Annotated in this window: 12 protein-coding genes and 1 pseudogene; 10 read left to right on the forward strand and 3 right to left on the reverse strand. The window is 67.7% G+C overall.

The annotated features are described in order from the left end of the window. Nucleotides 1-78 precede the first annotated feature (78 nt). Nucleotides 79-306, reverse strand: a complete 228-nt coding sequence (locus tag H521_RS0120315) for a hypothetical protein (RefSeq protein ID WP_026482538.1) — start codon at nucleotides 304-306, stop codon at nucleotides 79-81. A gap of 190 nt (nucleotides 307-496) precedes the next feature. Here H521_RS0120315 and H521_RS0120320 point away from each other — a divergent pair, with 190 nt between their 5' ends. Then, complete coding sequence (locus H521_RS0120320; protein ID WP_022894836.1) at nucleotides 497-985, forward strand: hypothetical protein; 489 nt, start codon at nucleotides 497-499, stop codon at nucleotides 983-985. On the opposite strand, the gene H521_RS0120325 is transcribed toward H521_RS0120320, so the two are convergent. Then, complete coding sequence (locus H521_RS0120325) at nucleotides 931-1695, reverse strand: CPBP family intramembrane glutamic endopeptidase (protein ID WP_022894837.1); 765 nt, start codon at nucleotides 1693-1695, stop codon at nucleotides 931-933. The genes H521_RS0120320 and H521_RS0120325 overlap by 55 nt on opposite strands. A gap of 207 nt (nucleotides 1696-1902) precedes the next feature. Here H521_RS0120325 and H521_RS0120330 point away from each other — a divergent pair, with 207 nt between their 5' ends. The 6 genes from H521_RS0120330 (at nucleotide 1903) to H521_RS24690 (ending at nucleotide 10549) form a co-directional block, all read left to right on the forward strand. Beyond that, nucleotides 1903-3525, forward strand: a complete 1623-nt coding sequence (locus H521_RS0120330) for a peptide ABC transporter substrate-binding protein (protein ID WP_022894838.1) — start codon at nucleotides 1903-1905, stop codon at nucleotides 3523-3525. A gap of 187 nt (nucleotides 3526-3712) precedes the next feature. Continuing rightward, entirely contained in the window at nucleotides 3713-4642 is a 930-nt protein-coding gene (locus H521_RS0120335; protein WP_022894839.1) for an ABC transporter permease, read from the forward strand. Next, nucleotides 4632-5585: an ABC transporter permease gene (locus H521_RS0120340; RefSeq protein ID WP_022894840.1), complete on the forward strand. Its 954-nt coding sequence runs from the start codon at nucleotides 4632-4634 to the stop codon at nucleotides 5583-5585. The genes H521_RS0120335 and H521_RS0120340 overlap by 11 nt, the downstream gene beginning before the upstream one ends. Further along, a complete protein-coding gene (locus tag H521_RS0120345) occupies nucleotides 5582-7351 on the forward strand; it encodes a dipeptide ABC transporter ATP-binding protein (protein ID WP_022894841.1) in 1770 nt (589 codons plus the stop codon). Before H521_RS0120340 ends, H521_RS0120345 begins: the two co-directional genes overlap by 4 nt. A gap of 231 nt (nucleotides 7352-7582) precedes the next feature. After that, nucleotides 7583-9487, forward strand: a complete 1905-nt coding sequence (gene typA, locus H521_RS0120350; protein WP_022894842.1) for a translational GTPase TypA — start codon at nucleotides 7583-7585, stop codon at nucleotides 9485-9487. Nucleotides 9488-9703: 216 nt separating this feature from the next. After that, the gene (locus H521_RS24690) at nucleotides 9704-10549 is read left to right on the forward strand and encodes a M23 family metallopeptidase (RefSeq protein WP_022894843.1); all 846 of its coding nucleotides are present in this window, start codon (nucleotides 9704-9706) and stop codon (nucleotides 10547-10549) included. Between the two features lie 105 nt (nucleotides 10550-10654). Here the strand turns inward: H521_RS24690 and H521_RS0120360 are convergent, their stop codons facing one another. After that, a complete protein-coding gene (locus H521_RS0120360) occupies nucleotides 10655-11464 on the reverse strand; it encodes an enoyl-CoA hydratase/isomerase family protein (protein WP_022894844.1) in 810 nt (269 codons plus the stop codon). 170 nt (nucleotides 11465-11634) lie between these two features. Between H521_RS0120360 and H521_RS0120365 the strand changes: the two genes are divergently transcribed. From H521_RS0120365 to H521_RS26550, 3 genes and pseudogenes are all read left to right on the forward strand, one after another. Continuing rightward, the gene (locus H521_RS0120365; protein WP_156891630.1) at nucleotides 11635-12093 is read left to right on the forward strand and encodes a hypothetical protein; all 459 of its coding nucleotides are present in this window, start codon (nucleotides 11635-11637) and stop codon (nucleotides 12091-12093) included. Next, nucleotides 12090-12473: a DUF6113 family protein gene (locus tag H521_RS0120370; protein WP_022894846.1), complete on the forward strand. Its 384-nt coding sequence runs from the start codon at nucleotides 12090-12092 to the stop codon at nucleotides 12471-12473. The genes H521_RS0120365 and H521_RS0120370 overlap by 4 nt, the downstream gene beginning before the upstream one ends. Before the next feature lie 38 nt (nucleotides 12474-12511). Further along, nucleotides 12512-12654 (forward strand): annotated as a pseudogene (locus H521_RS26550) (ferredoxin); the annotation flags it as partial.

The raw sequence follows: 12654 nt of genomic DNA on the forward strand, positions 1-12654 counted from the left end.
CGACCAGAGAGCACAGCGGTTTCACGCCGCGACGAAGGAGCGGCGTTCGCGTAGGGAGGTTCGACGCCGCGATCCCGCTCAGGCGCGGGCGGGTCGCGGGGCGGCGTGGCGCCCGCGCTCGGTGTAGTCGCGACGCGCGGCGACCGGGGGCGCGACCGGGCTGCGACGGGCGAGGACCCGGAGCTCGGCCTCGCGCACCTCGAGTTCACGACGTTCGGCCTCGCGGTGGTCGCGGCCGGGGCCGAAGCGGCGGTCCGTGGCGCGGGCAGCGAGACGGCCTGTGGCGAAGGCAGCGGCGAGTGACATGGTTCAGCTCCGACTCTGTGTCCGGCGGTGCCGGTCGGCGCCCGCGTGGCGGTGGATGCCCTCATGCTCGCAAGCTGCGCGATCCGACGGATCAGGGCGGCCCCGATGCTCACCCCCGGGAGTACACTGAGGTTCTCTCGAATTCACCCGCGGGTTCGTCAGGGCCCGGGTTCTCTCGAAGCGGAGGGGCATGATGTCCGTCGACCTCATCACGGTGCTCACGACCGTCGGGTTCGTGGGGTTCCTCGTCGGCACCTCCATGCTGGCCGGCCGCGGCTTCGGACTCGAGCAGCGGGCGGGCCTTCTCGAGCGGCGTGATCCTGCCACTGCCGAGGCGCTGCGCAGGGCCCAGTCGATCACCGACTTCGCGAGCGGCAGCGTCTTCGGCGACGAGGGCTTCTACTCGGCCGTCTGCACGCCGTCGCGGCGCAGCGGACTCGATCTGGCACGGGTACGGGGCACCGACTCCGACGTGCGCGTCGAGGTCGCCGAGGAGTCGCTGCCGCCGATGCCGGCGACAGTGGTCGCGCTCGGCGGGAGCGACCACCTGCCGAGAACGGTGCGCACGCGGCATCCGATTCGCCAGGATCAGCCGGCCCGAACCGGTCAGCCGGCTCGAACCGCTCAGCCCGCCGGCACCGCGAAGAGCCCGGGCCACCAGCCGACGGCGAGCGGGTAGCCGACGAACGACACGATGTCGATGATCCAGTGCGCGATGACGAGTGGCAGCGTGCGCCCCCAGCGCTGGTAGCACCAGCCGAAGACGATGCCCATCGCGACGTTGCCGAAGAACGGGCCGATGCCCTGGTAGAGGTGGTACGTGCCGCGCAGCACCGCGCTCGACAGGATCGTCGCCCACGGGCCGACGCCGAGCTCGCGGAACCTCGTGAACAGGTAGCCGACCACGATGACCTCTTCGGTGACGGCCGCCTCGAACGCACGGAACACGAGGATCGGCACGGTCCACCACAGCCAGTCGGCGGGCGAGGCCTCGACGGCGACCGTGACCCCGAGTGCGCGGCCGAGTGCGTAGACGGCGATGCCCGGCGCCCCGATGGCGATGACGAGCAGCACGCCGGATGCCGCGTCACGCCCCGGTCTCGACAGGTCGAGTCCGATGCGGCGGAACGGGTTGCCCCCCGATTGCCAGAGCAGGTAGAGCACGAGTGCGACGGCGAACAGCCCGAAGAACACATCGAGGAACTGGTAGGTGAAATCGAGCCACTCACGTGGAGCGCGAGAGGGGTTCAGCGCCACCGATTGCTCGCCGAGGGGCGTCTCCGCGGTCAGCTTGGCCACGATCGAGACGATCGAGTAGACGGCGGATGCCCCGAGCGAGAGCCCGAGCACGATGGCGACCTCGAGCCGCAGTCGTCGTGCAGCAGACATGCCGCAATCTTCGCACGAGCGCCCAAAACGCAAGAATCGTGCGGATTCGTGACGAATTTCGGCGATGCGTGTGTCGCTAGGTTGCGCGTCGGTAACGGTTTGCCGTTCGGGTTTGCTTCGGGGTGACCGGGTTCATAGTCTCGATCTACCAGCGCTCCAGCGCGGCCACGAGCCGTGCGGTCGTCGCACATCTCATCAGGAGGAACATTGAAGATCAAGAGAATCGGCGTAGCCGCCATTGCTCTTGCTGCCGCCGGCGCATTGGCGCTGTCGGGCTGCACGAGTGGCGGCGCTGACCCGTCGGCGCCCGCGGGCGATGCCACCGCGGTCATCACGACCAACGGCTCCGAGCCCCAGAACCCGCTGATCCCCACCAACACCAATGAAGTCGGTGGTGGCAAGATCCTCGACGCGATCTTCGCGGGCCTCGTCTACTACGACGCCAAGGGTGCTGCTCACAACGACGTCGCCGAGTCGATCGAGACCGACGACGCGCAGAACTACACGATCACGCTGAAGGCCGACCAGACCTTCTCCGACGGTTCGCCGGTCACGGCGAACTCGTTCGTCGACGCGTGGAACTACGGCGCAGACACTGCCAACGAGCAGCTCTCGCAGTACTTCTTCGAGTCCATCGAGGGCTTCAGCTACGACGAGTCGGTTCCTGAGCTTCCGGGCCTCGAGGTCGTGGATGACACGACCTTCACGGTCGCGCTGAAGCAGCCCGAGTCGGACTTCCCGCTGCGTCTCGGCTACTCGGCCTTCTACCCGCTCCCCGAGGGCGCGCTCGACGACCCCGCCGCGTTCGGCGAGAACCCGGTCGGCAACGGCCCGTACATGCTCGACGGCGAAGGCGCCTGGAAGCACAACGAGAAGATCGACCTCGTCATCAACCCCGACTACGACGGTCCCCGCAAGGCGGTCAACGGTGGTCTGAGCATCATCTTCTACGCCTCGCAGGACGCCGCGTACGCCGACCTCCAGGGTGGCAACCTCGACGTGCTCGACGCGATCCCCGACTCCGCCCTCGAGACCTTCGAAGACGAGTTCGCCGACCGCTCGGTCACCCAGGCCGCCGCGATCTTCCAGTCGTTCACGATCCCCGCGCGTCTGCCGCACTTCTCGGGTGAAGAGGGCAACCTCCGCCGCCAGGCGATCTCGCTCGCGATCAACCGTGAAGAGATCACCGACGTGATCTTCGCCGGCACCCGTACCCCGGCGCACGACTTCACGTCGCCGGTCATCGACGGCTACTCGGAAGAGATCCCGGGTTCCGAGGTGCTCGAGTACAACCCCGACGAGGCGAAGAAGCTGTGGGCCGAGGCCGACGCGATCGCTCCGTGGGACGGCACCTTCAAGATCGCCTACAACGCCGACGGCGGCCACCAGGCCTGGGTCGACGCTGTGTCGAACGGTCTGAAGAACACGCTCGGCATCGACGCTTCGGGTGACCCCTACCCGACGTTCGCCGAAGCACGCACGAAGATCACCGACCGCACCATCCAGACGGCATTCCGTTCGGGCTGGCAGGCGGACTACCCGGCGCTCTTCAACTTCCTCGGCCCGCTCTACGGAACCGGTGCCGGCTCCAACGACGGCGACTACTCGAACCCCGAGGTCGACACCCTGCTGAAGGAGGGCCTCGCCGAGACCGACATCGCCGCGGCCAACGAGAAGTTCCAGGCTGCACAGGAGATCCTCTTCCAGGACCTCCCGGTCGTTCCGCTGTGGTACTCCACGGTCAACGGCGCTTGGAGCGAGTTGGTCAACGACGTCGAGTTCGGCTGGAACTCGGTGCCGCTGTACTACCAGATCACCAAGAGCGAGTAATTCTCGATCGAGGACGCCTCGGGGTTAGACTCTGAGACGCCCGTGGGGCGGCAGCCGAGCAGGCTGCCGCCCCACTCCCACGTATCCGCGGTGTTCGCCTGATCGGCGTAGCATCGTGGAGTCGAACTCGCACAACGGTGAGGTTTCTTTCAACATGTCCACATACGCAGAACGCAGGGCCTGATCCATGGCCGGCTATATCCTGCGCCGACTGCTGCAGGCGATCCCTGTCCTGCTCGGCACCACGTTCCTGATCTATTTCATGGTCTTCGCCATGCCCGGCGACCCGATCGTCGCGCTGTTCGGCGACAAGACCCCGCCCCCGTCGGTCATCGAATCCCTGCGCGAGCGGTACCACCTGGACCAGCCGTTCATCGTCCAGTACTTCATCTTCCTCGGCAACATCTTCAGGGGCGACCTCGGCGTCTCGTTCTCCGGACAGCCGGTCTCCGAGATCCTGATGGCGACCTTCCCCGTCACGCTCCGTCTCGCGGCGATGGCCGTGTTCTTCGAGATGGTCGCCGGCATCACGATCGGCCTCGTGTCGGGACTGCGCAAGGGCGGCATCTTCGACGCCAGCGCGCTCGTCGTGAGCCTGATCCTGATCTCGCTGCCGATCTTCGTGCTCGCGTTCGTGATGCAGTGGTTCTTCGGCATCTATCTCGGCTGGTTCAGGACCACGGTCGGTCCCGGAGCCCCGACCCAAGACCTGATATTGCCGGCGATCGTGCTGGCGACGATCAGCTTCGCCCAGATCGTTCGACTGACAAGGGCGTCGGTCATCGAAACGGGTGGGCAGGACTTCGTTCGCACCGCAGCGAGCAAGGGCCTGTCCCGCAACCGCATCGTCCCCGTGCACATCCTGCGCAACTCGCTCATTCCGGTCGTGACCTACCTCGCCGTCGACTTCGGCACGCTCATGGTCGGCGCGACCGTCACCGAGGGCATCTTCAACGTGCCGGGTGTCGGCCGCACGCTCTACCAGGCCATCATTCGCGGAGAGGGACCGACCGTCGTCTCCTTCGTGACGATCATGGTGCTGATCTACCTCGTGGTGAACCTGCTGGTAGATCTTCTGTACGCCGTTCTCGACCCGAGGATCCGTTATGCAAAGTAACACCAGACCAGACCAGCAGCACTTCGTCGCCCCGCTCGACGAGACTCCGCTCGTCGCGATCGACTCGGTCAAGGCCGAGGGCAAGCCCTCCAACCTCTGGACGGATGCCTGGAACGACGTGCGCAAGCGCCCGATGTTCTGGATCTCCTCCGTGCTGATCCTGCTCGTCGTCGTCGTCGCCCTGTTCCCGGGCTGGTTCACCCAGACGCCGCCGAACAACGACTGCCTCCTCGCCAACAGCAACGGCGGCCCGACCGACGGGCACCCGCTCGGCTTCACCAAGCAGGGCTGCGACATCTACTCGCGCATCATCCACGGCACCTCGACCTCACTCGCCGTCGGCATCATCGTGACGTCGCTCGTGGCGATCCTCGGCGTCGTCTTCGGTGCCTTCGCGGGCTTCTACGGCGGATGGCTCGACGCGGTGCTCTCGCGCCTCGGCGACATCTTCTTCTCGATCCCCTACATCCTCGCGGCCGTCGTCATCATGTCGGTGCTCTCGGGATACCGGAACGTGTGGGTGATCTCGCTCGCCATCGGATTGTTCGCCTGGCCTGCCACGGCGCGCGTGCTGCGTGCCGAGATCCTCAGGGTCAAGAACGCCGACTTCGTGATGGCGTCGACGGCGCTCGGAGTCTCGCGGTTCCGCATCCTGCTGCGCCATGTGCTGCCGAACTCGATCGCACCGGTCATCGTGATCACGACGATCTCGCTCGCGTCGGCGATCGTCGCAGAAGCGACCCTGTCCTTCCTCGGCGTCGGGCTGCCGACGAACATCATGTCGTGGGGCAACGACATCAGCCAGGCCCAGACCTCGCTGCGCACCGCGCCCCAGACGCTGATCCTTCCCTCGATCGCGCTGTCGGTCACCGTGCTGAGCTTCATCATGCTCGGCGAGGTCGTGCGCGATGCGCTCGACCCGAAGGCGAGGGCACAGCGATGAGCGAGATTTCGAACGGATCGAACGTGCAGACAGAACGCGCACCAGGCGCCGAGCGGCCGCTGCTGGAGATCAAGAACCTCCAGGTCGGCTTCAACACCCAAGATGGTCTGGTCAAGGCCGTCGACGGTGTGAACATCACTCTCTACCGTGGGCAGAGCCTCGCGATCGTGGGGGAGTCGGGCTCCGGCAAGTCGACGACCGCGCACGCGATCATCAACCTGCTCCCGGGCACCGGGCACATCTCCGGGGGCCAGATCCTCCTCGACGGCCAAGACCTGACGAAGGCCAGCAAGAAGGACATGGAGGCCGTTCGCGGCCGCAAGATCGGGTTCGTTCCACAAGACCCGATGTCCAACCTCAATCCCGTGTGGTCGATCGGCTTCCAGGTCGAAGAGGCGATCCAGGCCAATGGCATCGCGAGCGGCCGCAAGGCCGTCAAGAAGCGTGCGATCGAAGTGCTGAAAGAGGCGGGTCTCGGCGATGCCGACCGGCGAATGAAGCAGTTCCCGCACCAGTTCTCGGGCGGCATGCGGCAGCGCGTGCTGATCGGCATGGGACTCGCGGCCGACCCGCAGCTGCTCATCGCCGACGAGCCGACCTCGGCGCTCGACGTCACGGTGCAGCGCGTCATCCTCGACCACCTCGAGTCGCTGACCCGTGAACTCGGCACGACCCTGCTGTTCATCACGCACGACCTCGGCCTCGCGGCCGAGCGCGCGGAGCAGCTCGTGGTCATGTACAAGGGCAAGGTCGTCGAGTCCGGCCCGTCGGCCGAGATCCTGCAGAACCCGCAGCACCCGTACACCCAGCGGCTCGTCGCTGCAGCACCGAGCCTCGCCTCGCGCCGCATCCAGGCGACGGGCTCGATCGCCGCCGCCGAATCGTCGATGCACGAGGGCGCAGCGGATGCCGCGGGCGAGGCGATCGACCTGATCGCCACCGCCGAAGCTCGCGCCGGGGCGCTCGCGGCGGCTCCTCCGGCCCCGCCGGCGATCGTGGTCGAAGACCTCACCAAGGTCTTCAAGATCCGCGGTTCCGGCGACTTCACCGCGGTCGACAAGGTGTCGTTCCAGATCCCGAAGGGCACCACAATGGCGCTCGTCGGCGAATCGGGTTCGGGCAAGTCGACCGTGGCCAAGATGCTGTTGAAGCTCGAAGACACGACGAGCGGCAAGATCGTGGTCGGCGGCAAAGACCTCGCGAGCGTGACCGGCAAAGAGCTGTTCAACCTCCGCAGCCGCATGCAGCCGGTCTTCCAAGACCCGTACGGTTCGCTGAACCCGCTGCGCAACATCGGCAACACCATCTCCGAGCCCCTCTTCACGCACAAGGTCGGCACGGTCGCCTCCCGCCGCGAGCGGGTGTACGAGCTGCTCGATCAGGTGTCGCTGCCGCGCACCCTCGTCAGCCGGTACCCCAACGAGCTCTCGGGCGGCCAGCGTCAGCGCATCGCGATCGCTCGCGCGCTCGCGCTCAAGCCCGAGATCGTCGTGCTCGACGAGGCGGTCTCCGCGCTCGACGTGCTCGTACAGGCGCAGATCCTGCGCCTGCTCGCCGATCTGCAGGCGGAGCTCGGCCTGACGTACCTGTTCATCACGCACGACCTGGCGGTCGTGCGGGTCATCGCAGACCACGTCTGCGTGATGCAGCGGGGCAAGATCGTCGAGGCGGCGACCACCGACGAGGTGTTCGACAACCCGCAGCAGCAGTACACGAAGGATCTCCTCGCGGCGATCCCGGGTGCGAACATCGAGCTCGGAGCGTAAGCCCCGAGCGACAGAAGCACGACACGAGCGCCCGTCATCCGGCATCCGGATGGCGGGCGCTCGTGCGTTCTCAGCAGGCCGGGCGCGCGGCAGGGTACGCTAGAGGGGCGCACGCCGTCATTGCGGCTTCCCGCGCTCCCCACAGACCTACATCACAGCGCTTCCATGCTGTCCCCGTGCGTGCTCACGCCGCTCGGGCGGCGCGGCGGCCGGCATCCTCGAGGACCAACTATGGCCAACGCCACCCGCAATGACCTGCGCAACGTCGCGATCGTCGCCCACGTCGACCACGGCAAGACGACGCTCGTCGACGCCATGCTCCGGCAGACCGACTCGTTCGCCGCGCACGCGCACCTCGAAGAGCGTGCCATGGACTCGAACGAGCTCGAGCGTGAGAAGGGCATCACGATCCTCGCCAAGAACACGGCGATCTCGTACAAGGGCGCGCACGCGACCGATGGCCCCATCACGATCAACGTCATCGACACGCCCGGCCACGCCGACTTCGGCGGTGAGGTCGAGCGCGGCCTGTCGATGGTCGACGGTGTCGTGCTGCTCGTGGACGCGAGCGAGGGCCCGCTGCCGCAGACCCGATTCGTGCTGCGCAAGGCGCTCGAGGCGCGCATGCCCGTCATCCTGCTCGTCAACAAGACCGACCGCCCCGACGCCCGCATCGACGAGGTCGTCGCCGAGAGCCAGGACCTGCTGCTCGGCCTCGCCTCCGATCTCGCCGACGACGTGCCCGACCTCGACCTCGATGCGATCCTCGACGTTCCCGTCGTCTACGCGTCGGGGCGCAACGGCGCCGCGAGCCACCACAAGCCGGCCAACGGCGAGCTGCCCGACAACGACGACCTCGAGCCGCTCTTCGAGGCGATCCTGCAGCACATCCCGGCTCCCGTCTACGACGACGAGCACCCGCTGCAGGCGCACGTGACGAACCTCGACGCATCGCCGTTCCTCGGCCGCCTCGCACTGCTCCGTGTCTTCCACGGCACGATCAAGAAGGGCCAGACGGTCGCCTGGGTGAAGCACGACGGTTCCGTGCAGAACGTGCGCGTGACCGAGCTCTTCCTCACGAAGGCACTCGACCGGTACCCGGCCGAGAGCGCCGGCCCCGGCGACATCGCCGTGGTCGCCGGCTTCGAAGACATCATGATCGGTGACACGCTCGCCGACCCCGACGACGTGCGCCCACTGCCGATCATCGCGGTCGACGAGCCCGCCATCTCGATGACGATCGGCACGAACACCTCTCCGCTCGTCGGCAAGGTCAAGGGCCACAAGCTCACCGCCCGCATGGTGAAAGACCGCCTCGACCGTGAACTCGTCGGCAACGTCTCGCTCAAGATCGTCGACGTCGGCCGCCCTGACGCGTGGGAGGTGCAGGGCCGTGGTGAACTGGCCCTCGCCATCCTCGTCGAGCAGATGCGTCGCGAAGGCTTCGAACTCACCGTGGGCAAGCCGCAGGTGGTCACCAAGCAGGTCGACGGCAAGACGCACGAGCCCTACGAGCACCTGACGATCGATGCCCCCGAAGAGTACCTCGGAGCGATCACGCAGCTGCTCGCCGCGCGCAAGGGCCGCATGGACAACATGGCGAACCACGGCACGGGCTGGGTGCGCATGGAATTCATCGTGCCGAGCCGCGGCCTCATCGGCTTCCGCACGGAGTTCCTCACGACGACTCGCGGCACCGGCATCGCGAACGCGATCTCGCACGGCTACGAGCCGTGGGCCGGCTCGATCGTCACGCGCAACAACGGCTCGATCGTCGCCGACCGTTCCGGCGTCGTCACGCCGTTCGCGATCATCGCCCTGCAGGAGCGCATGACCTTCTTCGTGAACCCCACCGAAGAGGTCTACGAGGGCATGGTCATCGGCGAGAACTCGCGCAACGACGACATGGACGTGAACATCACGAAGGAGAAGAAGCTGACCAACATGCGTCAGTCCACCTCCGACACGTTCGAGTCGATGACGCCGTCACGTCAACTCTCGCTCGAGCAGTGCCTCGAGTTCGCGCGCGAAGACGAGTGCGTCGAGGTGACTCCGGCGATCGTGCGCATCCGCAAGGTCGAGCTCGACGCCACGGCGCGCGCTCGCAACACCTCGCGCCTGAAGAAGCAGGGCTAGCCCGAACAAGCAGAACACGAGCGGATGCCGCGGAGTCGACCGATTCCGCGGCATCCGCTTTGTCGTGATCCGGGAGAGCGCTCTCGGGGCTTTCCCAGATAACGGTTGAATAACGGAGCTTCCTCCCAGACTCGCTGCGTACGGTAGGCGAGATTGTCTCAGCACCCCCGGCGAGACCGTCTCGACTTCCCCCGACCCGGATACGTAACGCACCACATGACTCTCCCCACACACGGCCGCCGCGCGGCCTCCTCCCGCTCTGCCCGATTCCGCCCCACCGTCGCCCGTGACTCCGCCACCCCCCGCGGGGCGGCGCGCTCGACTCCCGAGCCTTCGCGCCCCACCCGGCGCGGACGCGCCGTGCGCCCGGCCTTCTCGGTCATCGCGATGACCTTCGTCGGCGGCATGATGATCGCGACGAGCGTGCCCGCGCTCGCGATCACCGCGACCGACACCGAGGTTCGTGCCTCGGTGTACGCTCCGGCCGAAGACACCGTGCACTACGAGCCTCAGACCGTCGAGGTCGGCAGCGACGGCGTCATGTCGATGCTGGCCGCCGAGCAGTACAACGTGGAAGCGGCACCGCCGCCCATCGTCTCGCAGGTGGCGAGCGTCGGCGACGTCTCGCTGATCGACACCGATGCCGTCGTCTGGCCCGTGCTGTCGCCCGATCGTCGCAGCTCCGGGTTCGGTCCGCGCTCGGCGCCCTGCGCCGGCTGCTCGACGAACCACGACGGCGTCGACTTCAACCCCGGCAACGGAACACCCGTGATGTCGATCGCCGACGGCGTCGTCGTGCTCGCGACCGAGAACGGCGGCGGCCTCGGCGTCAACGTCGAGGTGCAGCACAACATCGGCGGCGAGCTCATCACGAGCTCGTACGGCCACATGCAGTTCGGCTCGCTCGGCGTCTCGGTCGGCGACCGGGTCACGGCCGGCCAGCAGATCGGTCTCGTGGGCACGACCGGCCAGTCGACCGGCCCGCACCTGCACCTCGAGATGTTCGGGGTCGACGGCGTGCGGTTCGACGGCTTCGCCTGGCTCGCCGCGCGCCTCGGTTGACACGCTGACGTCGGCCGCCCGCGTTCGTCGGGTATCGAGACGGCGCTGGCGCGCCTCCGCAACCCGCGGGGCCACGCGCCTCCTCAACCCACGTGGCCACCGAAGCTACGCGCCGGTGAAGCGCGGCTCGCGCTTCTCGATGAACGCCGCGACGCCCTCGTGCATGTCGTCGGTGCGGAACGCGTCACTGAAGCCCTCGACCTCGAGTTCGGTCGCGCTCTCGGTGCGCCGTCCGGCCGCGCCGACGAGCACCCGCTTGGAGATGGCGACAGCGGGCGCCGCGTTCGTGGTCACCTCGTCGAGTGTCGCGCGGGCGCCGGCGAAGAGCGCGTCGCGATCGGAGAAGGTGCGCACCACCAGCCCGATGGCCGCGGCCTCAGCCGCGTCGATGCGGCGGCCCGTGTAGATGAGCTCCTTCGCCCGGGCGAGTCCGACGGCGCGGGGAAGGCGGACCGTGCCGCCGAACCCGGGAATGAGACCGAGGTGCACCTCTGGCTGACCGAAGCTCGAGGCATCCGTCGCGTAGATGAAGTCGCACGCGAGAGCGAGCTCGAGACCGCCGCCGAGGGCGAACCCGTCGACACAGGCGATGACGGGGGCCGCGAGACCTTCGATCGCGGCCGCGACGCGGTGGCCGAGCCGCGCGGCGTCGGCGCCCTGCTCGGGAGTGAGGCTCGACATCGAGCGGATGTCGGCGCCTGCCACGAACGCGCGGCCGCCGGCGCCGGTGAGGAGCACGCCACGTACGTCGCTGCCCGCCGCGGCGAGCGATTCGAAGATGCCGAGCAACGCGCGGAGCACCTCGGGAGAGAGGGCGTTGAGCGCCGTCGGTCGATCGATCGTCACGATCGCGATGCCGCCGCCCTGCTCGACGAGCACGTCGGGAGCAGCTGCGGGTGCGTTGGTCTCGGCCATCGTCGGTCCTCTCCAAACGGTCCGTTCCGTGTGCAGGCTCCACGGTACGCCATCGCCCACGTGGGCCCGGGCGGCTAGAATTCGAGCTGGACGAGCGGATGGCGCGGCGTGCTGCGTATTGCATGGCCGATCCGTTCCCCTCTCTTCCCATCGCACACGAGGAGCCGGTCATGCGACACCCCATCACCACCCGTCGTCGTGCGGCCACCGCCGCGGTGATCGCGGCGTTGGCCGCGACGTTGCTCTCGGGGTGCTTCCCGAATCCCGGTGACCTCGTGAACCAGGGCGTCGAAGACGCCATCGAAGATGCGACGGGCGGCGATGTGAGCCTCGGCGGCGAGCTGCCGGCCGACTTCCCGCCGACGGTCGAACTGATCGAGGGCGAGATCGGCTTCGCCGCGGGCGGCGAAGCCGGCGGCACGTCGGGGTGGACCGTCATGATCACCTCGACGGCGGCCGACCCGGTCGCCGAGGCCGCGGCGAAGCTCGAGACGGCGGGCTTCACCGAAGACACGACCCTGGCCGGACAGAACACGGGCGCCGTGGTGTACTCCAACAGCGAGTACCTCGTGCTCGTGGCCGGAGACGGCGATACCGTGTCGTACACGGTCACGCCGCAGCCGAAATGACGAACCGCGGCGGTCGAATCGGCACCATCGTCATCGCGTTCCTGATCGGACTCGCGTTCGGCACGCTCGCGACGGTCGGTCACCGGTCGGTGCTGCGCATCGGCGAGATCGCGATCCCCTGGGGGCTCGTGGCGGCTCTCGTCGGGGTTGCGGCGCTGCTGCTCGGCATTCGCCTGGTCGCCGGAGGAAGGGCCGCTGCGGCGGCGGCCGGCGCAGGCATCGTCGTCGCGGTGGCAGTGCTCACACTGCCCGGCCCCGGGGGCTCGGTGATCATCGTCGGCGACCTGACCGGCACCGTGTGGTCGATCGCCCCGGCGCTCATCGCGGTGCTCGTGGTCGCCTGGCCCAAGCTGCCCTCCGCGCGCCCGCGCGACGCCTAGACTGAAGATCCAGCTTCTCGAAGGGACAGCGAGCCACCGTGACCTATGTCATAGCCCTTCCGTGTGTCGACGTGAAAGACCGTGCGTGCATCGACGAGTGCCCGGTCGACTGCATCTACGAGGGTGAGCGTTCGCTCTACATCCACCCCGACGAGTGCGTCGACTGCGGGGCCTGCGAGCC

The sequence above is a fragment of the Agromyces subbeticus DSM 16689 genome (assembly GCF_000421565.1).
GTDB classification, from domain to species: Bacteria; Actinomycetota; Actinomycetes; order Actinomycetales; family Microbacteriaceae; genus Agromyces; species Agromyces subbeticus.

Excerpts from the sequence above, each read along its gene's own strand:
- H521_RS0120345 (WP_022894841.1), top strand. The coding sequence starts at position 5,582 with ATGAGCGAGATTTCGAACGGATCGAACGTGCAGACAGAACGCGCACCA.
- H521_RS0120365 (WP_156891630.1), top strand. The coding sequence starts at position 11,635 with ATGCGACACCCCATCACCACCCGTCGTCGTGCGGCCACCGCCGCGGTG.
- H521_RS0120340 (WP_022894840.1), top strand. The coding sequence starts at position 4,632 with ATGCAAAGTAACACCAGACCAGACCAGCAGCACTTCGTCGCCCCGCTC.
- H521_RS0120320 (WP_022894836.1), top strand. The coding sequence starts at position 497 with ATGATGTCCGTCGACCTCATCACGGTGCTCACGACCGTCGGGTTCGTG.
- H521_RS0120360 (WP_022894844.1), bottom strand. The coding sequence starts at position 11,464 with ATGGCCGAGACCAACGCACCCGCAGCTGCTCCCGACGTGCTCGTCGAG.
- H521_RS0120335 (WP_022894839.1), top strand. The coding sequence starts at position 3,713 with ATGGCCGGCTATATCCTGCGCCGACTGCTGCAGGCGATCCCTGTCCTG.
- H521_RS24690 (WP_022894843.1), top strand. The coding sequence starts at position 9,704 with ATGACTCTCCCCACACACGGCCGCCGCGCGGCCTCCTCCCGCTCTGCC.
- typA (WP_022894842.1), top strand. The coding sequence starts at position 7,583 with ATGGCCAACGCCACCCGCAATGACCTGCGCAACGTCGCGATCGTCGCC.
- H521_RS0120325 (WP_022894837.1), bottom strand. The coding sequence starts at position 1,695 with ATGTCTGCTGCACGACGACTGCGGCTCGAGGTCGCCATCGTGCTCGGG.
- H521_RS0120315 (WP_026482538.1), bottom strand. The coding sequence starts at position 306 with ATGTCACTCGCCGCTGCCTTCGCCACAGGCCGTCTCGCTGCCCGCGCC.
- H521_RS0120370 (WP_022894846.1), top strand. The coding sequence starts at position 12,090 with ATGACGAACCGCGGCGGTCGAATCGGCACCATCGTCATCGCGTTCCTG.